Origin of the sequence: Streptomyces sp. NPDC093097 (assembly GCF_044754325.1) — a bacterium.
Lineage (GTDB): Bacteria > Actinomycetota > Actinomycetes > Streptomycetales > Streptomycetaceae > Streptomyces.
This window is the reverse complement of the sequence record NZ_JBIVOW010000009.1, coordinates 280813-302857: the sequence shown is the minus strand read 5'-3', so window position 1 is coordinate 302857 and position 22045 is coordinate 280813. Positions and strand designations below refer to the sequence as shown.

The window sequence follows — 22045 nt, the reverse complement described above, 5'->3', positions numbered from 1 at the left end:
GGGCGCGCCCCCCCCCCGCGGGGGGGGGGGGGGGGCGCGGGGGCGCGGCGGGGGGGGGGGGGGGGGGGGGGGGGGGGGGCCCCCCCCCCACCCCGGGGGGGGGGGGGGGGGCCCCCCCCCCCCCCCCCCGCCGGTGCGGTGCGGCCAATCGGCCGCGGTGCGTTGCCTGTTGGCGCCTCGCGGCGCCGGGCGGTGTTACTTGACGTTGACGCCGGTCCAGGCCGACTCGACGCCCTTGACCTCGGCGCTGTCCGCGCCGTAGAGGTCGGTGGCCGCCTTGACGGTGGCCTCGCGGGCCGCCTTGTAGTCGGTGGTCGAGGTCATGTACGTGGTCAGCGCCTTGTACCAGATCTTCTCGGCCTTGTCCCGGCCGATGCCGGTGACCTTCGAGCCGTCGGCGGTCGGGCTGTCGTAGTGGTCGCCGTTGGCGTCCTTCGCGCCGCTGCCCTCGGACAGCAGGTAGAAGAAGTGGTTGGCGATGCCGGAGGAGTAGTGGACGTCCACGTTGCCGGCGTCCGCGCTCCAGTTGTCCAGGGACTGGCCGTCCTTGGAGGGCTTGTCCATGTAGCGCAGCGGGGTGCCGTCACCGTTGATGTCGATGGTCTTGCCGATGAAGTAGCTGCCCGGCTCCTGGGCGTTGTTCGCGTGGAACGCGACGGAGACGCCGAAGATGTCCGAGGTGGCCTCGTTCAGGCCGCCGGACTCACCGCTGTACTCCAGGCCGGCGGTGGCGGAGGTGACGCCGTGCGACATCTCGTGGCCCGCGACGTCCAGGGCGGTCAGCGGCTTGTTGTTGCCCTCGCCGTCGCCGTAGGTCATGCAGAAGCAGCTGTCGTCCCAGAACGCGTTGACGTAGTTCTGGCCGTAGTGCACCCGGGAGGTGGCGCCCTTGCCGTCGCCCTTGATACCGCTGCGGCCGTGCACCTCCTTGTAGTAGTCCCAGGTCTCCTGGGCGCCCCAGGCGGCGTCGACGGCGGCGGTCTCGGGGTTGCTCGGCTTGCCGTCGCCCCACGTGTCGGTGGAGTTGGTGAAGAGCTTGCCGTTGCCGCTCTCGCTGCCGCTCAGGTTGAACGTCTGGTGGCCGCCGCGGGAGTCGTCGGTCAGCTCGAAGCCGTTGCTGCCCTTCTTGGAGGCGACGTCGACCTTGCCGGCGTACTCGCTGTTGCCGACGCCGGTCTCGATGCCCTGGTACTGGAAGAGCTTCTTGCCGGTGTTGGCGTCGGTGATGACGTGCAGCTGGTTGGGCGTGCCGTCCTTCTGGACGCCGCCGACCACGGTCTCGTACGCCAGCACCGGGGTGCCCTTGGCGGCCCAGACGACCTTGCGCGGGGTCTGCGCGTCGGTCTTCTTGGCGCCGATGGTCTTGGTCGCGTCCGACTGGGCGGCCAGCGCGGCCGTCTTCGGGGCGATCTTCGCGGTGGTGGAGGCGACCGCGACCTTCGCCTTGGTGGCCTTGGTGACGCTCTTGACGGCGCCGCCCTTGGCGGTGTGCACGACCAGGTCGCCGCCGAGCACCGGGAGGCCGGCGAAGGTGCGGTCGTAGCGGGTGTGCACGGTGCCGTCGGCGTCCTTGATGACGTCCTTGACGACCAGCTTCTCCTGGGAGCCCAGGTCCAGCGCCTTGGCGGCCTGCGCCGTGGTGGCGGTGGCCTGCTGCATCAGCTCGGAGTGCTGCGAGGTGCTGAGCGCCAGCGGGGCGCCGTTCGGCGCGGCGGCGGGGGCGGCGCCGGCGGTGCCGGCCGCGGTGATGCCGGCGACGAGCAGGGCCGCGGAGGCGACCACGACACCGGTCACACGGGTCTTACGGGATATGTGGGGGGTCACGCGTGCTCCTTCAACTTTGCCAAGAGGTGGGGGTGCAAAGCGATGCGGGTGTGACATGCAGCGGGAACATTGCCAGCTGAACGCGTGCATGTCAGGAGCCCGTAAAGAGGTTGGCCGAAAATAATCGGCGCGAGGTGGGGCGCCGTCCGAACGACGCGGCGAGGCGCCGCCCCCGGAGGTCTGGGAGCGGCGCCCAACTTGCCTGTTCGTTGAGGGAGTTGCGGCGTTCTGTTGCGATGTGTCCGGCGCGTGTCCGTCTTTGTCACATCAGAATGTCCGACAGGTTGCCGGTTCCCTCAGAACGTCAGCTTCCAGCCGTTGAGGGTGCCGGAGTCGCCCGCGTAGAGGTCCTGGACGCGCAGCTTCCAGGTGCCGCCGGCGGCCTTCGTCGAGGCGTTGACGCTGTAGGTAGCCTTCACGTCGGAGGCGGAGTCCGAGAGGTTGGCGCTCTTGAGCCGGTACGCGGTGCCGTCCGGGGCCAGCAGGTCGATGACCAGGTCACCGCGCCAGCTGTGGGTGATGTCCACCGTCACCTTCAGCGCGCTGGGGGCGTTGCCGCTGCGGCTGACCGCGATCGGTGAGGTGATCGCCGCCCCGGCGTCCGGGATGGCCATCTTGGTGGTGCTCTCGTAGACGTTGCCGCTGCCGGCCGGGTTGACGGTCCAACTGAAGGACGTGGTCCCGGTCTTCTTCGCCGCGTCGGTGACCGTCACGGTGACCGTGCTGGTGCCGGCGGTGGTCGGGGTGCCCGAGATCAGGCCGGAGGCGGCGTCGATGGACAGCCCGGCGGGCAGTCCGCTCGCCGCGTACGTCAGCGCGCCGGTGGTGCCGCTGCTGGCCTTGACCTGGAGGCCGGCCGCCTGGCCGACGGTGCTGGTCTGGTTGCCCGGGTTGGTGACGGAGACGCCGCCGTCCGAGACGCGGGAGCCGACGTTCACCGCCGCCCAGGTGTTGGCGACCGTGTTGTACGTGGCGCTGCCCTGGCCGAAGAGGTCGGCGGCCGCCTGGAGGGTGGCGGTGCGGGCGCCCGCGTAGTTGGTGTTGGCGCTCATGTACTGGCTGAGTGCCTTGAACCAGATCTTCTCGGCGTTGGCCCGGCCGATGCCCGGCACCGGCTGGTTGTCGTAGGTCGGGCTGTCGTAGTGGACGCCGCCGATGTCCTTGGCGCCGCTGCCCTCGGACAGCAGGTAGAAGAAGTGGTTGGCGACGCCGGACGAGTAGTGGACGTCCTTGTTGCCGACCGTGCTCGACCAGTAGTCGGCCGAGGCGCCGTCCTTGGACGGCTTGTCCATGTAGCGCAGCGGGGTGCCGTCGCCGTTGATGTTGATCTTCTCGCCGATGAGGTAGTCACCGGGGTCGGCGGGGTTGTTGGCGTAGAACTCCACCGCGGTGCCGAAGATGTCCGAGGTCGCCTCGTTCAGGCCGCCGGACTCGCCGCTGTAGGTGAGGTTGGCGGTGGCGGCGGTGACGCCGTGCGACATCTCGTGGCCGGCCACGTCCAGCGCGGTCAGCGGGTTGGCGTTGCCGCTGCCGTCGCCGTAGGTCATGCAGAAGCAGCTGTCGTCCCAGAACGCGTTGACGTAGCTGTTCCCGTAGTGCACGCGGGAGTAGGCGCCGACGCCGTCGCCGCGGATGCCGGTGCGGCCGTGCACGTTCTTGTAGTAGTCCCAGGTCTCCTGGGCGCCGTAGGCGGCGTCCACCGCGGCGGTCTCGGGGTTGCTCGGGGTGCCGTCGCCCCACGTGTCGGTGGAGTTGGTGAACAGCGAACCGGTGCCCGACGACCCGTGGTTGAGGTTGTAGGTCTTGTGGTTGCCGCGGGCGGTGTCGGTCAGCGTGAAGCTCGGCGCCGCGCCGGAGGACCCGATGGTGACCTGGCCGCTGTACTCGCTCTTGCCGATGCCGTTCTCGATGCCCTGGTACTGGAAGATCTTCTTGCCGGTGGTGGCATCGGTGATGACGTGCAGCTGGTTGGGCGTGCCGTCGTCCTGGAGCCCGCCGACCACGGTCTCCCAGGCCAGCCGCGGGGTGCCGTCGGCGGCCCAGACCACCTTGCGCGCGGAGTGGTCGGGCGCGGCCTTCGTCGACCCGAGCGACTTGGCGGAGGAGACCGCCGCGGCCTCGGCGGTGGCCGGGGCGACCTTCGGGGTCACGGAGGCGACCTTGAGGGCGGACTTGGCGGCCTTGGTGGCGCCCTTGACCGCACCGCTCTTGGCGGTGTGCACCACGAGGTCGCCGCCGAGCACCGGCAGCCCCTGGTAGGTGCGCTCGTAGCGGGTGTGCACGGTGCCGTCGGCGTCCTTCTCGACGTCCTTGACGACCAGCTTCTCCTGCGCGCCGAGCTGGAGCCGCTGCGCGGTGGCGGCGGTGGTGGAGTTCGCCTTCCGTATCAGCTCGGCCCGTTGCGAGGGGGAGAGCTTGACGGGCAGCGCGCCGGCGGCGGGGACCGCGTGCGGGGCGCTGGGGCGGGCGGCGGTGCCGCTGTGCGGGGTGGCCGCCGTGCCGGTGCCTGCCTGGACGCCGACGGCCAGGAGGGCGGTGACCGCGACCAGCGCGCCGGTCGCCACCGCACGCCGCTGCGGACCGGGTCTATGGGGGGTGCTTCTCACACTGACTCCTTCTGCGGGGCCGCGGCGTGAGCCGGGCGGCCAAGGGGGGACCGGACGGCGAGTGGCCGTCCGGGCAGATCGAGGCAGAACCTGTGGAGCGTGTGGGGGGTGGTGTGGTGCGCGTGCGCACCGGGATCGCAGCCGGCCGGGTGGCGCTGTGGGGTCCGGGGCGCGACTGCCGGGAAGAGTGCCACCACTGGCGAGTGGTTGTCAGGTGCCCTTCAATGAAATGGCCGGAAACCGTCCGTTGGGCGAATTCCACGTCCGGAAACCGGACGGCGGGTTGGGTATGGGGCGGGGCGGGGCCGGGTAGAGGGCGGGGCGCCCGGACGGGCCGGGCCCCGCGCGCCGCCGGTCAGGAACGCCAGGAGCGCCACAGGGCCGCGTAGGCGCCGTCGGCCGCCACCAGCTCCTCGTGCGTGCCCAGTTCGGTCAGCCGGCCGGCCTCCAGCACCGCCACCCGGTCCGCGTCGTGCGCGGTGTGCAGCCGGTGCGCGATGGCGATCACCGTGCGGCCTTCGAGGACCGCGGCCAGCGCGCGCTCCGTACGGCGCGCGGTGCGCGGGTCCAGCAGCGCCGTCGCCTCGTCCAGCACGACGGTGTGCGGATCGGCCAGCACCACGCGGGCCAGCGCCAGTTGCTGGGCCTGCGAACCGTCCGGGCGGTGCCCGCCGGAGCCCAGCACGGTGTCCAGCCCGTCCGGCAGCCCGGACACCCAGTCCGCCCCGACCGCGGCCAGCGCCTCCCGCAGGGCGGCGTCCCCGGCGTCCGGTGCGGCCAGCTGGAGGTTGTCCCGGACGGTGCCCAGGAACACATGGTGCTCCTGCGTCACCAGCACCACCTGACGGCGCAGCACCTCCGGAGCCAGCCCGGCCACCGGCACCCCGCCGACCGTGACCGTGCCCCGGCGCGGCGCGTCGAGACCGGCCAACAGCCGCCCCAGCGTGGACTTTCCGGCCCCCGACGGGCCGACCACGGCCAGCCGCTCGCCGGGGCGGACGGTGAGCGTCACCCCGCGCAGCACCTCGGCCGCGCCGGCGCCGCTCGCGTCGCCTGCGTCTGCGTCTGCGCCGTCGCCGTCCGTGCCGGTCTCCGGACCGTCGCCGGCGGGCGCCGCGCCGTACGCGAAGCGGACGTCGGTGACGTCGATCCGGTCGCCGTCCGGGGCGGGGGCGTCCTCAGGTGCCCGCACGTCCACGGGCGCCGCCGCCAGCCCCTCCACGCGTGCGAACGCCGCGCCGCTGCTCTGGAGTTGCTCCACCCGGAACAGGATCGTCTCCAACGGGCCGGACACCTGCCGCAGGTACAGCGCCGCGCTGACCACCGTGCCCAGGCTGACCGCGCCCCGCGTGAGCAGCGCCCCGCCGACCAGCAGCGCCGCCACCACCGGCAGGACGTGGGAGAACTCCACCGCGGGCAGGAACACCGTGCGCAGCGCCAGCGTGCGCAGCCGGCTGCGGCGGAAGCGGTCGACCGCCGCCTCGGCCCTCGCGCGTCGGACCTCCGCCAGGCCCAGCGCCTCGACCGTCCGGGCCCCCGCCGCGGTGGCCGCCAACTGCTCGGCCAGCTCCGAACCGGCCGCGCCCTCCGCCAGATACGCCGCCCGGGCCCGGCGCAGATACCACCGGGCCGCCCACGCCGCCCCCAGCAGCCCCGCCCCGCACGCCCCGAGCCGGACGTCCAGCACCAGCACCGCGCCCAGGGCGAACACCACCTGCACCGAGGCGATCAGCACCTCCGGCACCAGGTCCCGCAGCGTCCGCCCGACCAGGGCGGTGTCGGCCGTCCCGCGCGTCGTCAGATCGCCGGTGCCGGCCCGCTCCACGACGGCCGGCGGCAGCGCCAGCACCCGCGCCACGAACCGCCCGCGCACCCGCTGCACGATCCGCTCGCCGAACCGGTGGCCGGCGTACCGGGCGTACCGCGCCAGCAGCAGTTCGGTCAGCGCGCACACCAGGATCACCGGGGCCAGCCGGTCCACCGCGGCCACCCCGCCGCCGTCGCGCACCGCGTCCACGATCCGGCCGAGCAGCCAGGGGGTGATCAGGCCGACGCCGGCGGCCAGCGCGTTCAGCGCCAGCACCAGGGCGACGGCGCGGCCGTCCTGGCGGATCAGGGCGAGTGCGGCGCGGCGGGTGGCGGCCCGGTCGGCCACCGGGAGGGCGCCGTCGGGGAGCCCGTCGTCCGCGGACCGTCCGCCCCGCGCCGCCGGCCGCCGCGCGGTCACCGTCATGACGTCTCCTCCTCGCCCGTGCCGCGCGCCACCAGGCGCCGGTATCCCGCTTCCGTGCCGAGGAGTTCACGGTGGCTGCCGACCGCCGCCACCCGCCCGTCGGCCAGGTAGTACACCGTGTCCGCGCGGTCCAGCACGAGCGGTGAGGTGGTGGTCACCACCGTCGTCCGGCGGCCGGCGCGGGCCGCGTGCAGCCGGGCCGCCACGGCCGCCTCGGTGTGCGCGTCGACCGCCGAGGTCGGCTCCGCCGCCAGCAGCACCTCCGGATCGGCCAGCAGCGCCCGGACCAGCCGCAGCCGCTGCCGCTGCCCGCCGGAGAGATCCCGGCCGCCCGCTGCCACCGGGCTGTCCAGCCCCGCCGGCAGCCCCTGCACGATGTCCTCGGCCACCGCGGTGTGCAGCGCCGCCTCGATCGCCTCCCGGTCGCGCTCCCGCCGGCCGCTCACCACCTCGCGCAGCGTGCCCGCGAACAGGTCCGCCTCGTTGTCCGCCACCAGCAACCGGGCGTGCAGCCGCGCCGGTTCGATCGCGTCCAGCCGCACCGCGCCCCAGGTCGCCGCGGACGCCGCGAAGCCGCCGAGCCGGTCCAGTACCGCCGCCCCGTCCGCCGGCCGGTCGCCGGCCAGCGCGGTCAGCGCACCGGGGACCACCTCGACGCCCGAGACCGGGTCGCGGAGCACCGACGGCACCGCCGGCGGATCGCGGAACTCCGCGCCGTCCGCCCCGGTGGCCCCGTCGTCGGGCTGCCCGGCCCGGCCGTCCGGCCGCAGCGCCAGGAACCGCACCACCCGGCGGGCGGCCACCGTTCCCCGGGTGAGGCCGTAGCCGGCCTCGATGAGGTACGTGACCGGTGCCACCAGCGCCGCCGCGTAGCCGTAGACCGCCACCAACTCGCCGATGGTGAGGGTGCCCTGGGCCGCCATCCGGGCCGCCAGCCAGGTCACGGCGGCCACGAACAGCGTCGGCAGCCCGATCCCCAGTGCCTGCACCCAACTGGTCACCGCGCCGACCCGGTAGCCCTGGCCCCGCAGCGCCCGCGCCTCGCGGTCGTACCGCTGCGCGAACACCTCCTTGCCGCCCAGACCGGCCAGCACCCGCAGCCCGCCGGCCAGATCCGTCAGCCGGGCCGCCAGTCCGCCCTCCCGCTCGCGGTAGCGGGCCTCGACGCCCTCCAGCCGTCCCAGCAGCGGGCCGACCGTGATCGCCAGCACCGGCACCCCGAGCAGCAGCACCGCCGCCAGCAGCGGCGAGATGCCCAGCAGCAGCACCGCGACCACCCCGTACGCCAGCAGCGAGCCGAGACCGGGACCGGTCATCGTCAGCGTCTGGCTGATCACCGCGACGTCGCCGATCCCGATGGTGACGACCTCGCCGGCGCTCACCTGGCGGGGCAGCGCCGCACCCAGGCGCAGGGTCTGCGCCACCAGGACCCGCACCGTGCGGCAACTGGCGTCCAGCCGGACCCTGGTCATCGTCCGGTGCCGCGCTGTCCCCAGGCCCGCGTTGGCCGCGCCGACCCCGAGCAGCACCGCCGACCAGGCCGCCAGCGCACCCCAGTGCCCGGGCGTCAGGCCGTCGTCGACGGCCTGGGACAGGAGGTACGGCGGCAGCATCTGCCCCACCATCGACAGCGTGCCCAGGACCGATCCGGCCGCCACCCGCCGCCGCTGGCTCGTCACCAGCCACCACAGGTAGCGCAGCGGACCGCGGTGGTCCGGGACCCCGGGGTCGGCCATCGGGCCTCCTTTTCCGTGGATGCTCCGCCCCTCAGGGCGAAGTGGGGACGGGCTGCTGCGGAGCGGGGCAGGGGGCTTTTCGGCCAACGGGGAACGCTGACCACCATAAACTGCCCTCGCCGGTGGACGAGTTGGGGTCCCTGTTGCGGGAGCGCTCTTAGGTGCGAGGCGGGGCCGGCGCTGTCATGGCATGCCCTCCACCGGCCGCTCCGGGGCCTCCTCGCCGCCCGCGCCCTGAACGGCGTCGAGGGAGGCGTCGAGAGCCCGCTGCATCTCATCCACCTCCGCGTCGGTCAGCTCGTCCATCCACCCGTTACGGGCCTTGAAGCCCTCCCGCGCGGCATCCGGCTGCCGGTCCAGCCCCGGGAACGCCATCTTCCCGGCCGCCAGGGCGAGTTCAAGGCTCCAGAGCGCCCCCGCCGCCTCGTCGGCCGCGCGATCCTCCTCTTCCGCCGCCATCACCGCACCGCGCTCTCGTGCGGATGGCGACGCATCTCGACATTGCAGTCGGTGACCTTCGACCGGTCGCCGGTGGCCCGCGCCTGCGCCCGCTGCCGCTCCAGCGCCCCGCACACGTCGCACCCGGCAACGGGCTGCGCCTCAGGTTTCGCACCGGGGTCCGGCAGGTGCACGGGCCCACTCAGGTTCGGAGGCGTCAACTCCCCACCTCCACGCCGTGAATCCGGCGCGGCAGGCGCGGCGGCGCCGTGGGAAGCCTCCCGGTAGCGTTGGCCAGGCTGTCAACTCCCTTGTAGTTGCGGCCATGCCCCCGGACGTTCGCCGCGTCGCGGGGGTCTTTTCATGCCTGCCGCAACTCGCCTGATCTGTCAGGGAGTTGGCGGGCCTGCTTCCCGATGCGTGCTCCAGTGGCGAGCACTTTTGCAGGACTTCATTTGAAGTCGCTTCAACTGGTTGACGGCTGTTGCAAGTCGCTCACTCCGCTGATTTCATTTTGAGTGCGACGGCATTTCAGATTCGCGTTCACGGGGAAGAGGGGGGATGTCAGACGAGTCGGCGGGACCGACTGGTTCGACCGTGCCGCGTAGGCAACTTGGGCGACATCTGACCGAACTGCGCGAACGGGCTGGACTCACCGCAAAAGCGGCAGCGAAGGAACTGGAGCGATCAACGGCAACGTTGTGGCGGATCGAGTCCGGCAAGACCTCGACTCGTAGCCATGAGGTCGAGTTGATGTGCCGGGTGTACGAAGCGCCGCCCGACCTGACCAAGGCGCTGACGGCTCTTGCGAAAGAGACGAAAGCGCGGGGGTGGTGGCACGCGTACGGCGATGTGATTCCCGAAGGTTTCGACCTCTACATCGGACTGGAAGAAGCCGCATCCCAACTCGACGTCTACGAAGCCACCCTGGTGCCCGGCCTGCTGCAAACCGGGGAGTATGCGCACCAGATCATTGCGGCGGGCCACTCGGACAGGGATCCGGCGGAGATAGAGCGACGCGTTCAGCTTCGGGTCAAACGTCGATCACTGATCACCAGGGTGATCAACCCGCCGGCGCTCTCCGTCGTTCTCTACGAAGCAGTGTTGAGGTGCCCCGTCGGTGGGCGCAAGACGATGGCAGGGCAGCTACGGCACGTGGTCGACGTCAGCAGGCTGCCCAATGCGACGGTCAGGGTTGTGCCCTTCGCGGCAGGGCTCCATGAAGGGGTCATGTCGGGGCAGTTCACGATCTTGCGCTTCCCGACGGTCGGGGGCGGCAAGACGGCTGAACCGCCAACCGTCTTCGCTGACGGGTACACGGGAGACCTCTACCTGGACAGGCCGAGCGAGGTCGAACAGTACGACATGGCGTTCCGGAACATCTCAAGTATGGCGCTGAGCGAAGAGGACTCGCGGCGCCTGATTCTCGAAACGGCAGGGCAGTATGGACAGGGCTGATCTCAATCATGCAACGTGGCGGAAGTCCAGCTACAGCAATTCCAATTCCAACTGCATCGAGGTTGCCGACGGCTTTCCCGGCGTTGTCCCCGTCCGAGACAGCAAGGACCCGCAAGGCCCGGCGCTGGTCTTCACGGTGAACGGCTGGTCCTCGTTCGTCGGCGCCGTCAAGGGTGGAGAGTTCCGCCACTGAGGTCGCACGCCAGACGGCCACCCGCGACCACGTCGAGGGTGGCCGTTTGCAGGGGTGCTCACCGATGGCTACTCGGTGATGAGGGGGACGTCATGCCACGCTCTCCCGCCAGGCCCGGTGCAGCGCCGCGTACCGCCCGCCGCCGGTGCTGAGCGTGGCCGGGGCGCCGTCCTCGACGATCCGGCCGTCGGCCATCACCAGCACCCGGTCGGCGGTCTCCACCGTGGACAGCCGGTGCGCGATCACCAGCGCCGTACGGCCGCGCAGCACCGCGCCCATGGCCCGCTGCACCGCCCGCTCGCCCGGTATGTCCAGCGAGCTGGTCGCCTCGTCCAGGATGAGCACCGCCGGGTCGGCCAGCAGCGCCCGGGCGAAACCGACCAACTGCCGCTGCCCGGCGGAGAGTCGGCCGCCGCGCTTGCGGACATCGGTGTCGTAGCCGTCCGGGAGGGCGGTGATGAAGTCATCGGCGCCGATCGCCCGGGCGGCCCGCTCGATCTCGGCGCGGTCGGCGTCCGGGCGGCCCAGCGCGATGTTGTCGGCGACGGTGCCGGAGAACAGGAACGGCTCCTGCGTCACCATCACCACCGCACGGCGCAGTTCGGCCCCGGACAGCTCGCGCAGATCGACGCCGTCCAGCAGCACCCGGCCCTCGGTGGGGTCGTGGAACCGGGCGAGCAGCCGGGCGAGGGTGGACTTGCCGGCCCCGGTGGCGCCGACCACCGCGACGGTGGTGCCGGCGGCCAGCGTGAGGTCGAAGCGCGGCAGCACCTCACCGCCGGTGCGGTACCCGAAGCGGGCGCCGCGGAAGGCCACTTCGCGGCCCGGCCGGCCGGAAGCGGCGGGCGGCAGGGCGCGCGGGTCCGCCGGCTCGGCCACCGACGGCCGCTGGGCCAGCAGCCCGGCGATCTTCTCCAGTGAGGCGGCCGCGGACTCGTAGGCGTTCAGGAACATGCCGAGCCGGTCGATGGGGTCGTAGAGCCGGCGGAGATAGAGCGTCGCGGCGGCCAGCACGCCGAGGGCGAGCGAGCCGGCGGCGACGCGGTAGGCGCCCCACAGGACGATGGCCGCGACCGCGATGTTGGCCACCGTGCGGGAGCCGACGACATAGCGCGCCATCTCCAGGATCGCGTCGCCGTTGACCTGGCGGTGCCGGGAGTTCAGCCCGGCGAAGGCCGCGTCGTTGGCCCGCTCGCGGCGGAACGCCTGCACCGGGCGGATACCGCCCAGGGTCTCGGCGAACCGCACGATGACCGCCGCGATGGCGGTGGACTTGGCGCGGTAGGCCCGCTGCGAGCGGCGGCGGAAGCTGCGCACCCGCAGCGCCAGCGGCACCGCGGAGAGCAGCGCCGCGGCGCCCAGGCCCAGATCCAGCCAGAGCAGCATCACCGTGATGTAGACCGTCGAGAGGACGACCGTGACCAGCTCCTGGAGGCCCTCTTCGAGGAGTTCGCGCAGGGCCTCGACGTCCGTGGTGGAGCGGGATATCAGCCGGCCGGAGGTGTAGCGCTCGTGGAAGTCCAGGCCGAGCGCCTGGGCGTGCCGGAAGATCCGGCCGCGCAGATCGAGCAGGACGTCCTGGCCGGCCCGGGCGGAGAGCCGGACGAAGACCCACTGGAGGCCGCCGGCCGCCAGGGCGCTCAGGGTCGCCGCCGCGGCCAGGAGGAGCAGCGGGCCGTGGTCGCCCGCCCGCAGAGCCGGCACCACGCGGTCCAGGGCGTAGGCGACCAGCAGCGGACTGGCCTGCGCACCGGCCTGCTGCAGGAGCAGGGTGGCGGTGGCGGCCGCCACCCGGCGGCGGTGCGGGGCGAGCAGGGAACCCAGCAGGGCGCGGGAGGCGCCCTTCGGGGTGGGCAGCAGATCCGCCTCGACGGCGTCCGGGGCGGTGTCCGCGGCGCCGTCCGGGGTGTGCCGCCGCCCGGGGGCGTCGCTCCCCGCGCCGTCGGCCGGCCGGCCGGTCTCCGTCGTCGTCATCGTGCGCCCTCCCCCTCGTCCCGCCCGGGAGCGCCGCCGCGCCCCGGGCCGCCCGACATCAGCGCGGCGTACTCCGCGTTCTCCCGCAGGAGTTGGTGGTGGGTGCCGACGGCGGCGATCCGGCCGCCGGACAGCAGCGCCACCCGGTCGGCCAGCAGCACCGTGGACGGCCGGTGGGCGACCACCAGCGCCGTGGTGGTGGCCAGCACCTCGCGCAGCGCCGCCTCCACCCGCGCCTCGGTGTGCACATCGAGCGCGGAGAGCGGGTCGTCCAGGATCAGGAAGCGCGGCCGCCGGACCACCGCGCGGGCCAGCGCCAGCCGCTGCCGCTGCCCGCCCGACAGGCTCATCCCCTGCTCGCCGACCGCGGTGGCGGCGCCCTGCGGGAGGGCGCCGACGAACTCCTCGGCCTGCGCCACCCCCAGCGCCCGCCCCAGATCCGCCGCGCGCTCGGCCTCCCGGTCGTCCGCCGCGCCCATCAGGACGTTCTCCGCCACCGTCGTGGAGAACAGGGTCGGCTCCTCGAAGGCCACCGCGACCAGCGTCCGGGCCTCCTCGCGGGTGAGCGAGGCCAGGTCCCGGCCGTCCAGGGTGATCCGGCCCGCGGTGGGGTCGTAGAGCCGCGGCACCAGTGCCGTGAGCGTGGTCTTGCCGCTGCCGGTCGCTCCGACCAGCGCCATCGTCTCCCCGGGGCGGACGTGCAGATCGATGCCCCGCAGGGCGGGCGGGGCGTCCGGGGGAGCGTCGGGATAGCGGAACTCCACCCCCTCGAAGACCAGCCCGCCGCCGGCCCGTTCGGGGTGCCCGCCGGGCCGCCGGGCCGTGCCGCTCTCCTTCACCGGCGGCTCGTCCAGCACCTCGAAGTACCGGTCGGCGGCGGTCGCCGCCGCGCTGCTCATCGCCAGCAGGAAGCCGATCGAGTCCACCGGCCAGCGCAGCGCCAGCGCCATCGACAGGAACGCGACGAGGGTGCCGGTGGACAGCTGCCCGTCGGCCACCTGGACCGTGCCCAGCAGCAGCGCGGCGGCCAACGCCAGCTCCGGGAGGAGGGTGTTGACGCCCCAGATCGCGGCCAGCAGCCGGGCCTTGGCGAGTTCGGTGCCGCGGACCGCGCCGGCCAGCTCCCGGAACGCGCGGGCCTGGCTGCGGTGCCGCCCGAACCCCTTGATGATCCGGATGCCGAGCACCGACTCCTCGACGACCGTGGTCAGATCGCCGACCTGGTCCTGGGCCGTACGGGCGGCCCGCCCGTACTTCGCCTGGAAGACCGAGCAGATCAGCATCAGCGGCAGCACCGGTGCCATCAGCACCAGCCCCAGCGTCCCTTGCTGGGCCAGCAGGAGTGCGCCGCCCACCGCGATCGTCGCGCCGTTCACCAGCAGGAACGTCATCGGGAAGACCAGGAACTGGCGCAGCAGTTGGAGGTCGGTGGTGGCCCGGGAGAGCAACTGCCCGGAGGCCCAGCGGTCGTGGAAGGCCACCGGCAGCCGCTGCAGATGGCGGTAGAGCGCCTCGCGCATCGACGCCTCCACCGCCGCCGTCGGGCGGGCCACCAGCCACCGCCGCAGCCCGAACAGCAGCGCCTCGGCGAGCCCGAGCAGCAGCAGGTACCCGCCGCCGCGCCACACCCCGCCGGTGTCCCCGTGCGCCACCGGGCCGTCCACCAGCCACTTGAGCACCAGCGGAATCACCACCGAGATGCAGGACGCGACCACCGCCACGAACGCGGCGGTGAACAACCGGGCCCGCACCGGCCGGACGAACGGCCACAGGCGGAGCAGCGAGCGCACCGCGGAGCGCCGTACCGCTCCGGTCCGCTCGTCGGGAGACGTCGAACGCATGGTCGTGGCCATCACCCGCGAGCGTAAGGCGCACCACTGACAATGCTCACCCGGATTTCCCCGGCCGTCCGGAACGAGCCGGTGCGGCTCATAACACCTCTTGCAGTGCCGCGAGTTGATGAGATGTCAGATGGAGAGAATGGAGGGAGCGGAGCCTCTTCCGGACGGCTCCGCTCCCTCGGTCCGGCGGCGCCTGCACCCCCGCGCCCCGCCTCCCCGCGCTCCGCCTCCCCGGTCCGCCCGCCGCGGCCCGTACGGCGCCCGCCGCACCGCCCGGGGCGCGCCGCGCGACCCCTCCCGGATATCCCGATACGCGGCATACCGCCCAAGCCCGGGATCATCCGTCACAATCCGGCGTATGACCGGCCATCAGGAGCACCGACCAGGGGACGGCACCGACGGTCGCGCCGCGGACCGCGCACCTGCCGGTCGCCGCCCGCCCCGCCTCCGCTGGGCCGCCCGCGCACTGCCGGCCGCGCTCATCGGCGCGGCGGCGCTGGCCGGCTGCGGCGGTCCGGACCTCTTCCTCGGGGGCGCGCCGCCCTCCCCGGAGGACGCCATCCGGATCGTCCCGGCCGACGGTGCGCGCGGTGTACGGGCCAACGGGCGGCTGGAGGTCCGGGTGCCGGCGGGCCGGCTGGAGCGGGTCGAGGTGCACCGCACCCTCGGCGGCGGCCGGCAGCCGGTCGCCGGCCGGATCTCCCGGGACGGGATGATCTGGCGGCCGCTGTCCGACTCCCTCGAACTCGGCGCCCGGTACACCGTGGACGCGGTCGCGCTGGACGGCGCCGGCCACCGCACCACCCGGCACACCGCCTTCGCCACCTTCGCGCCCGCGCACCGCGTCATCGGCTTCTACTCGCCGGAGAGCGGCACCACGGTCGGCACCGGCCTGATCTTCTCGCTGGTCTTCAACCGGCCGGTCGGCGACCGCGCCGCCGCCGAGCGCGCGATCACGGTCCGGGCCCGGCCCGCCGTCGAGATCGCCGCGCACTGGTTCGGCCACCGGAGGCTGGACTTCCGTCCCCGCCGCCGCTGGCGGCCGGGCACCCGCCTCACCGTCCGGCTGCGGCTGCGCGAGGTGCGGACCGGCCCGGGCGCCTACGGGGTCCAGTACAAGACCCTCCACTACCGGGTGGGCCGGGACCAGGTCAGCGTCGTCGACACCGCCCGGCACACGCTGACCGTCCGCCGCGGCGGACGGGTGCTGGCCGTCCTGCCGGTCACCGCCGGCGACGCGACCAACCCCACGCACAACGGGGCGATGGTGATCCTGGAGCGGCACGCGGCGATCCGGATGGACGGCGACACCGTCGGCTTCGGCGACGCGTACGACATCCCGGACGTGCCGCACGCCATGCGGCTGACCCGCTCCGGCACCTTCCTGCACGGCAACTACTGGGCGGCGCCGGAGGTCTTCGGCGGCCTCAACACCAGCCACGGCTGCGTGGGGTTGATGGACGTCAGGGGCGGCGCCCCGGGCACCCCGGCCGGCTGGCTGTACCGGAACTCGATCGTCGGCGACACCGTGGAGGTCCGCAACTCCCCGGAGCGCACCGTCGCGCCCGACAACGGCCTGGGCGGCTGGAACATGCCGTGGCCGGCCTGGCGGGCGGGCAGCGCGCTGCGCTGAGCCCGCCCCTGCCCCGCGCCCGCGCGCGACCCCCCGCCGCTCGTACGCATGCCCGCGAGGACACCCGCCGCCCGCGACTAAACGGTGACCTGCGGGGGGAGTTGACTGTCGGTGCGGTGTGGTTACCTATGCCGGCAGGCGCCCGGCCGACGTCGTCCGGGTGCGGGGTGACGGGGGTCGTGCGAGGGGGAAGGGGCAGTCATGAACGTCCAGCCGAAGCCGGGGGAGCCGGTGCGCCGACGGCCGGCGCACCGCGCGGGCGGTGCGCTCGCGCTGCTGCTCGCTCCGCTGATGCTGCTCTCCGCCTGCGGCGGCGACGCGGACGGCAAGACGTCCGGGCGGGCGGCGCGGCCCGCGGCCTCGCAGGCCGCCGTGGTGATAGCGCCCGGGGACGGCGCCCGGGACGTGGCCACCAGCGGCGCCCTGAAGGTCACCGCCCAGCAGGGGACGCTGCGTTCGGTCAAGGTCACCGACGCCAAGGGCCACGCGGTGGGCGGGAAGATATCCGCCGGAGTGTGGCGGCCCAGCAGCCACCTCGGCGCCTCGACGCGGTACACCGTCGACGCGGTGGCGGTGGACGCCAAGGGCCGGCGGGCCGCCCAGCACACCACGTTCACCACGCTGGTCCCGAAGCACACCTTCATCGGCCGGTACAGCCCGGAGAACGGCCGGCGGGTCGGCGTCGGGATGCCGGTCTCGATCCGCTTCACCCGCGGGATCACCGACTTCCGGGCCGTCGAGCGGGCCGTCACGGTCACCGCCCGGCCCGCCGTCCCGATCGCCGGCCACTGGTTCGGCAACGACCGCCTCGACTTCCGCCCCGAGAAGTACTGGGCCCCCGGCACCAAGGTCACCCTCCGCCTCGCCCTCGACGGCGTCGAGGGCCGCCCCGGCGTCTACGGCACCCAGGCCAAGGAGGTCTCCTTCACCATCGGCCGCAGCCAGGTCAGCACCGTCGACGCCCGGTCGAAGCGGATGACGGTGGTGCGCGACGGCAAGACCCTCAAGAACGTGCCGATCAGCGCGGGCGCCCCGGGCACCGAGACCTACAACGGCCAGATGGTGATCAGCGAGAAGCACCCGGTGACGCGGATGAACGGCCAGACCGTCGGCTTCGGCGGCCAGTACGACATCAAGGACGTCCCGCACGCGATGCGGCTGAGCACCTCCGGCACCTTCATCCACGGCAACTACTGGTCGGGCCGGGCCGCGTTCGGCACCCGCAACGCCAGCCACGGCTGCGTCGGCCTCTACGACCAGCGCGGCGGCGGCGACCCCGACACCCCCGCGGCCTGGTTCTACCGCAACTCCCTCATCGGCGACGTCGTCATCGTCAAGAACTCCCACGACGGCACCGTCCAGCCCGACAACGGCTTCGGCGACTGGAACCTCTCCTGGGCGAAGTGGCAGGCCGGGTAGGACGGTCAGGGGCAGGGCGGCGCGCGGCGTTAACGCGTACTAACCTGCCCGCATGACTGTGCATCTTGAGGTCGCCGACGGCGTCGGCACCATCCGCCTGGACCGCCCGCCGATGAACGCCCTGGACGTCGCCACCCAGGACCGGCTCCGCGAGCTCGCCGAGGAGGTCGGCCGCCGCGACGACGTCCGCGCGGTCGTGATCTGGGGCGGCGAGAAGGTGTTCGCGGCCGGTGCGGACATCAAGGAAATGCAGGCCATGGACCACGCCGCCATGGTCGTCCGGTCCAAGGCCCTCCAGGACTCCTTCACCGCCGTGGCCAGGATCCCCAAGCCGGTGGTCGCCGCGGTCACCGGCTACGCCCTCGGCGGCGGCTGCGAACTGGCGCTCTGCGCCGACTTCCGGATCGCCGCCGACAACGCCAAGTTGGGCCAGCCCGAGATCCTGCTGGGCCTGATCCCGGGCGCCGGCGGCACCCAGCGGCTGGCCCGGCTGGTGGGCCCCGCCAAGGCCAAGGACCTGATCTTCACCGGCCGCCAGGTGAAGGCCGCGGAGGCGCTCACCCTCGGCCTGGTGGACCGGGTGGTGCCCGCCGACGAGGTCTACGCGCAGGCGCACGCCTGGGCGGCGCGGCTGGCGTCCGGGCCGGCGCTGGCGCTGCGGGCCGCCAAGGAATCCGTCGACGCCGGGCTGGAGACCGACATCGACACCGGGCTGACGGTCGAACGCACCTGGTTCGCCGGGCTGTTCGCCACCGAGGACCGGGAGATCGGCATGCGGAGCTTCGTCGAGGACGGCCCCGGCAAGGCCAAGTTCCTCTGAAACGACCGGGGTTGACGGGGCGGGCGGGGTTTGGCCGGGCGGTCGTGCCTCGTGCGGGCGAATGGCCGCACGCCCCGTCGCGCCGTACCGGGGCCCCGCCGGCGGCCGGTGACGCGCCGCCATCCGCGGAAGGTCGTCGCAGGTCAGCGCGGTGACGTGGGCTCCCGCTGCCGTCCGCGTGGGTCCGGGGGAGGCGCGGGCCCGGCGGTTTCGGACAACGGATTCCGCAGGTTCCGCCCCCCGGGGCGGCGCCGGGCCGCCATCATGGGGGCATGGCGGGTCTCGATGGAGTGGAGCAGCCGCGGCCGCAGAGCGGGGCGGCCGCCGCACGCTGGGAAGTGCCCGGGGCGGACGGGCCGGCGGCCCCGGCCCCGGCCCCGGCCGGTCCGGTGCCCGTCGGGATCGACCTGGTCGGCGACCCGACCCTGGGCGAGGTCAGACTCCCCTCGCGCCCCCAGTCCGCGCGCACCGCGCGCCGGTTGACCGCCGCCATCCTCCTCAAGCAGTGGTCCCTGTCGCCGCAGCTCGCCGAGCACGGCGTGCTGCTGGTCTCCGAGTTGGTCGGCAACGCTGTACGGCACACCGGCGCCCGGACGTTCGGACTGCGGATACTGCGCCGCCGCGGCTGGATCCGGGTGGAGGTCCGCGACCCCTCGCGCGGGCTGCCCTGCCTGATGCCGGTGCAGGCGATGGACGTCAGCGGCCGCGGGCTCTTCCTGGTGGACAAGCTCTCCGACCGCTGGGGCGTGGACCTGCTGCCGCGCGGCAAGACGACCTGGTTCGAGGTCCGGGTCACCGACCGCTGAGATCCCGCCCGCGGAACGGGACTGGGGCCCTCCCGCGGGGATGCCGCGGGGTGAGCCCCAGTTCCCGGCCGTCCGCGGGCGGAAGGGGGGTGCCCGCGCGACCGGAGGCGACCGGGCCCGCGCCGGCGGGGGTCGCCGCGGACGACTATGGCAGGCCGCCCCGCCGTCGACCAAAGTCGGCAAAGCGGAAAAAGAGGGACATCTCGCCATCAATGGAGGGGTGTTCCGGGGTGAGCTGTGCCACCGCGGACGTGCGGCGCCGGCGGTCCGTAGGATGGGACGAACCGGAAGACCCGGGCCGACACCGAGGGGGAGGGACCATGCACCGGCTGCGCCGCTCGGCGACGCTGACCCTGCTGCTCCTCCTCGCGGTCGCCTTCGGGGCGCTGCTGTGCCGGACCGGCGGCGACCAGGCGTGGCGCGAGGGCCGCGCCACCGCGGCCGTCGCGAACGGGCGGAGCGTCTTCGCGGACCCGGTCGCCGCACCGCCCGCCGCCACCGCCCCGATCGCGGTCGCCGACGGCATCAAGAACTGCTCCGGCCACCGCGCGCCGAGCCCCGGCGAGAGCGCCCCGCTGCCCGCCCCGCACCGCGCCGAGCCGCTCGCCCCGGACACCACCGGCGCCGGGCCGCTCGCCGCCGACCTGCCCCACCAGTTCGCCCTGGCCCGCCCGCCCACGGGCGCCGGCCCCGCCACGGACCACACCGCGCTCCTGCCCGTACTGCGGATATAGGCCGCCCCGCGCGGGCCCGTCGCCACCCTCCCGCCCGCCCTCCCGGCGGACGACGGGACCGTGCCGACCGGCCCCGGGCCGCCCTTGTGCACATCCCTTCCGTACGTCAGGAGCTTTCGCATGTCCGCTTCCGCCTCGCCCGCCCGCAAACTCGCCGCCATCGGCGCGGTCCTCGCCCTGGTGGTGGCGCTGGTCGCGCTCGCCGTCGCGGTCGGCAGGACCATCGAGAACGGCCGGGAGACCGCCGCCCCCGCCGCCACCGCCCACACCGGCCCCGGCCAGGACGACGGACAGCAGAAGCTGTACGACGACCTCGCCCGGCGCACCGTCCGCCGCACCGCCGGCGACCCGCTGGCCCTCGGCAAGCCCCATGCCCCGGTCGTGCTGGTCGAGTACGCCGACTACCAGTGCTCGTTCTGCGGCCGGTTCAGCCGCGAGACCCAGCCCGCCCTGGTCAAGAAGTTCGTCGACGACGGCACCCTGCGCATCGAGTTCCGCAACTTCCCCGTCTTCGGCGCCGATTCCGAGCGCGCCGCCCGCGCCGCCTGGGCCGCCGGCCGGCAGGGCAGGTTCTGGCAGCTGCACGACGTCCTCTACGCCAAGACCCGCAAGGGCGACGCGCTCGCCGAGGACAAGCTGGTCGACATGGCCCGCACCGCCGGCGTCCCCGACCTCGACGCGTTCCGCACCGACCTGAACTCGCCGGCCGCCGAGCAGGCCCTGAAGAAGGACCAGGACGAGGGCTACCAGCTCGGCGTGCAGTCCACCCCGTCCTTCCTGATCAACGGCCGGCCGGTCGCCGGGGCGCAGGAGTCCCAGGTCTTCGAGCAGGCCATCGAGCAGGCCGCCAAGGCCGCCCGGCACGGCGGAGCAGGGGCCCGGAAGTGACCACCGACATCGGCTACCTCGCCGCGTTCCTGGGCGGCACGCTCGCGCTGATCAGTCCGTGCAGCGCCCTGCTGCTCCCGGCGTTCTTCGCGTACTCGCTGGCCGGCCCCGGCCGGCTGCTGGCCCGCACCGGGGTGTTCTACCTGGGGCTGGCCACCACCCTGGTGCCGCTGGGCGCGGCCAGCACGGCCGCCAGCCGGCTCTTCAACGGCCACCGCGACCTGCTCATCGCCCTCGGTGGCTGGATCGTCATCGCCCTCGGCGTGGCCCAGATCCTGGGCCTGGGCTTCGCCTCCCGGCGCGCCCAGGCCGCGGCCGCCCGCATCACCCCGCGCACCGCGCTCTCCACCTTCCTGCTCGGCTGCGTCTACGGCCTGGCGGGCTTCTGCGCCGGGCCGATCCTGGGCGCGGTGCTGACCGTGACCGCGGTCAGCGGCTCCCCGGTCTACGGCGCCTCGATGCTCGCCGTCTACGCGCTGGGCATGGCGCTGCCGCTGTTCCTGCTGGCCCTGCTGTGGGACCGCTTCCGGCTCGGCACCCGGCGCTGGCTGCGCGGCCGGGAGTTCGCGCTGGGCCGGCTGCGGCTGCACACCACGTCCGTGCTCTCCGGGCTGTTCTTCATCGCCATCGGCGTGCTGTTCCTGACCTTCAACGGGACCAGCGCGCTGCCCGGCATCCTCGACGCGGACACCGAGGCCCACCTGGAGGAGTGGGCGGCCCGCCTGGGCAACGGCGTACCGGACGCGGTCCTGCTCGCGGTGGCCGCGCTGGCCGTCGCCGCGGTGCTCGGCCGGATCGCCCTGCGACCGGAACGCCAACGGGACGCCGGGGCGGGGCGCGGCGAAGGGGAGGCGGACGACTCCGGCAGCGCGTCCAACTAGGGCGTTTCTGACGGATATCCGACGCCGCGGAGATCCGTCAGAAGCGGCCCAGGCGCCCCCGCCCCGCCGTTACGCGCTCAGGCGCCGGTGCCAGCCCGGATGCGGGCGGGAGCGCGGGCGGGCGATCGGGCGGACGTGCCCCGGCTGCGCGTCCGCCCGGCGCCGGCGGTCGTTGCACAGCAGGCATTTGCCGTAGCCCGGCGGAAGCGGGTCTTCCGGGTCGCCGTAGAGGGGGTCCACCGCACCGCCCGGGTGCAGGGCACAGCCCGTCGGGCCGGTGGTGAGGGCCCCCAGCGAGCCGGCGGCGGTCAGCGCCTGGCGGAGGACGTCGACGAGTCGGTCGGCGTCCTGCCGGGTCGGTGCCGAGCGGAGCGCGGAGGCGAGGTCGGAGGCAGTGGTCAGCGCGGTCTGGAGTTCGTGCAGGCGTGCGTCACCCATGTCGTGGAGAGTAAGCGGCCCCACTGACAGTTGATCTTCCGATCGCACTTCGTGGCTTCCCATGGCCGGATGCATGCCCGCTGCGACCCGTGGTTTAGCACCGGGCCGGTGACCGCTGCGTTG

Annotated in this window: 18 protein-coding genes; 9 read left to right on the top strand and 9 right to left on the bottom strand. The window is 73.8% G+C overall.

The window, feature by feature from the left end; all coding sequences use genetic code 11:
* Window positions 1-195: 195 nt before the first annotated feature.
* The 6 genes from ACIQE0_RS18495 to ACIQE0_RS18470 form a co-directional block, all read right to left on the bottom strand.
* The gene (locus ACIQE0_RS18495; protein ID WP_366330754.1) at window positions 196-1824 is read right to left on the bottom strand and encodes a M4 family metallopeptidase; all 1629 of its coding nucleotides are present in this window, start codon (window positions 1822-1824) and stop codon (window positions 196-198) included.
* Window positions 1825-2120: 296 nt separating this feature from the next.
* The gene (locus ACIQE0_RS18490; RefSeq protein WP_402333250.1) at window positions 2121-4430 is read right to left on the bottom strand and encodes a M4 family metallopeptidase; all 2310 of its coding nucleotides are present in this window, start codon (window positions 4428-4430) and stop codon (window positions 2121-2123) included.
* Window positions 4431-4785: 355 nt separating this feature from the next.
* The gene (locus ACIQE0_RS18485; RefSeq protein WP_402333247.1) at window positions 4786-6663 is read right to left on the bottom strand and encodes an ABC transporter ATP-binding protein; all 1878 of its coding nucleotides are present in this window, start codon (window positions 6661-6663) and stop codon (window positions 4786-4788) included.
* Window positions 6660-8399, bottom strand: coding sequence for an ABC transporter transmembrane domain-containing protein (locus tag ACIQE0_RS18480; RefSeq protein ID WP_402333244.1), 1740 nt, complete (start codon window positions 8397-8399; stop codon window positions 6660-6662). Before ACIQE0_RS18480 ends, ACIQE0_RS18485 begins: the two co-directional genes overlap by 4 nt.
* Before the next feature lie 183 nt (window positions 8400-8582).
* Window positions 8583-8858 carry a hypothetical protein gene (locus ACIQE0_RS18475; RefSeq protein WP_402333241.1) on the bottom strand — a complete coding sequence of 92 codons (276 nt, stop codon included), beginning with the start codon at window positions 8856-8858 and terminating at the stop codon, window positions 8583-8585.
* Window positions 8858-9031, bottom strand: a complete 174-nt coding sequence (locus ACIQE0_RS18470) for a hypothetical protein (RefSeq protein ID WP_384098235.1) — start codon at window positions 9029-9031, stop codon at window positions 8858-8860. The genes ACIQE0_RS18475 and ACIQE0_RS18470 overlap by 1 nt, the downstream gene beginning before the upstream one ends.
* Window positions 9032-9398: 367 nt before the next feature.
* On the opposite strand from ACIQE0_RS18470, the gene ACIQE0_RS18465 reads away from it, so the two are divergent.
* A complete protein-coding gene (locus ACIQE0_RS18465) occupies window positions 9399-10295 on the top strand; it encodes a helix-turn-helix domain-containing protein (protein ID WP_402333238.1) in 897 nt (298 codons plus the stop codon).
* Window positions 10282-10488, top strand: a complete 207-nt coding sequence (locus ACIQE0_RS18460) for a DUF397 domain-containing protein (RefSeq protein WP_402333235.1) — start codon at window positions 10282-10284, stop codon at window positions 10486-10488. Before ACIQE0_RS18465 ends, ACIQE0_RS18460 begins: the two co-directional genes overlap by 14 nt.
* A 90-nt stretch (window positions 10489-10578) precedes the next feature.
* On the opposite strand, the gene ACIQE0_RS18455 is transcribed toward ACIQE0_RS18460, so the two are convergent.
* A complete protein-coding gene (locus ACIQE0_RS18455; protein ID WP_402333232.1) occupies window positions 10579-12462 on the bottom strand; it encodes an ABC transporter ATP-binding protein in 1884 nt (627 codons plus the stop codon).
* Complete coding sequence (locus tag ACIQE0_RS18450; protein WP_402333229.1) at window positions 12459-14315, bottom strand: ABC transporter ATP-binding protein; 1857 nt, start codon at window positions 14313-14315, stop codon at window positions 12459-12461. Before ACIQE0_RS18450 ends, ACIQE0_RS18455 begins: the two co-directional genes overlap by 4 nt.
* Window positions 14316-14661: 346 nt before the next feature.
* Here ACIQE0_RS18450 and ACIQE0_RS18445 point away from each other — a divergent pair, with 346 nt between their 5' ends.
* The 7 genes from ACIQE0_RS18445 to ACIQE0_RS18415 all read left to right on the top strand — a co-directional run bounded on the left by ACIQE0_RS18445 (window position 14662) and on the right by ACIQE0_RS18415 (window position 21484).
* Entirely contained in the window at window positions 14662-15936 is a 1275-nt protein-coding gene (locus tag ACIQE0_RS18445) for an Ig-like domain-containing protein (protein WP_366330747.1), read from the top strand.
* Between the two features lie 201 nt (window positions 15937-16137).
* Complete coding sequence (locus tag ACIQE0_RS18440; protein WP_402333225.1) at window positions 16138-17355, top strand: Ig-like domain-containing protein; 1218 nt, start codon at window positions 16138-16140, stop codon at window positions 17353-17355.
* Window positions 17356-17407: 52 nt separating this feature from the next.
* On the top strand, window positions 17408-18175 hold the full coding sequence (locus ACIQE0_RS18435) for an enoyl-CoA hydratase-related protein (protein ID WP_366330745.1): 768 nt from the start codon (window positions 17408-17410) through the stop codon (window positions 18173-18175).
* 272 nt (window positions 18176-18447) lie between these two features.
* Window positions 18448-18981, top strand: coding sequence for an ATP-binding protein (locus tag ACIQE0_RS18430; protein ID WP_402333221.1), 534 nt, complete (start codon window positions 18448-18450; stop codon window positions 18979-18981).
* A 320-nt stretch (window positions 18982-19301) separates the two neighbouring features.
* Window positions 19302-19715: a hypothetical protein gene (locus ACIQE0_RS18425; RefSeq protein WP_402333218.1), complete on the top strand. Its 414-nt coding sequence runs from the start codon at window positions 19302-19304 to the stop codon at window positions 19713-19715.
* 120 nt (window positions 19716-19835) lie between these two features.
* Window positions 19836-20603: a DsbA family protein gene (locus ACIQE0_RS18420; RefSeq protein WP_402333215.1), complete on the top strand. Its 768-nt coding sequence runs from the start codon at window positions 19836-19838 to the stop codon at window positions 20601-20603.
* Window positions 20600-21484, top strand: a complete 885-nt coding sequence (locus ACIQE0_RS18415) for a cytochrome c biogenesis CcdA family protein (RefSeq protein WP_366330741.1) — start codon at window positions 20600-20602, stop codon at window positions 21482-21484. The genes ACIQE0_RS18420 and ACIQE0_RS18415 overlap by 4 nt, the downstream gene beginning before the upstream one ends.
* Before the next feature lie 69 nt (window positions 21485-21553).
* Here ACIQE0_RS18415 and ACIQE0_RS18410 read toward each other — a convergent pair whose 3' ends face one another.
* On the bottom strand, window positions 21554-21922 hold the full coding sequence (locus ACIQE0_RS18410; protein ID WP_402333212.1) for a hypothetical protein: 369 nt from the start codon (window positions 21920-21922) through the stop codon (window positions 21554-21556).
* Window positions 21923-22045: the final 123 nt, after the last annotated feature.

Bases quoted from the DNA above. Each gene is read 5' to 3' on its own strand.
- ACIQE0_RS18455 (WP_402333232.1), bottom strand. From the start codon at position 12,462: ATGACGACGACGGAGACCGGCCGGCCGGCCGACGGCGCGGGGAGCGAC.
- ACIQE0_RS18420 (WP_402333215.1), top strand. From the start codon at position 19,836: ATGTCCGCTTCCGCCTCGCCCGCCCGCAAACTCGCCGCCATCGGCGCG.
- ACIQE0_RS18460 (WP_402333235.1), top strand. From the start codon at position 10,282: ATGGACAGGGCTGATCTCAATCATGCAACGTGGCGGAAGTCCAGCTAC.
- ACIQE0_RS18485 (WP_402333247.1), bottom strand. From the start codon at position 6,663: ATGACGGTGACCGCGCGGCGGCCGGCGGCGCGGGGCGGACGGTCCGCG.
- ACIQE0_RS18435 (WP_366330745.1), top strand. From the start codon at position 17,408: ATGACTGTGCATCTTGAGGTCGCCGACGGCGTCGGCACCATCCGCCTG.
- ACIQE0_RS18430 (WP_402333221.1), top strand. From the start codon at position 18,448: ATGGCGGGTCTCGATGGAGTGGAGCAGCCGCGGCCGCAGAGCGGGGCG.
- ACIQE0_RS18450 (WP_402333229.1), bottom strand. From the start codon at position 14,315: ATGGCCACGACCATGCGTTCGACGTCTCCCGACGAGCGGACCGGAGCG.
- ACIQE0_RS18440 (WP_402333225.1), top strand. From the start codon at position 16,138: ATGAACGTCCAGCCGAAGCCGGGGGAGCCGGTGCGCCGACGGCCGGCG.
- ACIQE0_RS18475 (WP_402333241.1), bottom strand. From the start codon at position 8,858: ATGGCGGCGGAAGAGGAGGATCGCGCGGCCGACGAGGCGGCGGGGGCG.
- ACIQE0_RS18465 (WP_402333238.1), top strand. From the start codon at position 9,399: ATGTCAGACGAGTCGGCGGGACCGACTGGTTCGACCGTGCCGCGTAGG.
- ACIQE0_RS18480 (WP_402333244.1), bottom strand. From the start codon at position 8,399: ATGGCCGACCCCGGGGTCCCGGACCACCGCGGTCCGCTGCGCTACCTG.
- ACIQE0_RS18425 (WP_402333218.1), top strand. From the start codon at position 19,302: ATGCACCGGCTGCGCCGCTCGGCGACGCTGACCCTGCTGCTCCTCCTC.
- ACIQE0_RS18410 (WP_402333212.1), bottom strand. From the start codon at position 21,922: ATGGGTGACGCACGCCTGCACGAACTCCAGACCGCGCTGACCACTGCC.
- ACIQE0_RS18445 (WP_366330747.1), top strand. From the start codon at position 14,662: ATGACCGGCCATCAGGAGCACCGACCAGGGGACGGCACCGACGGTCGC.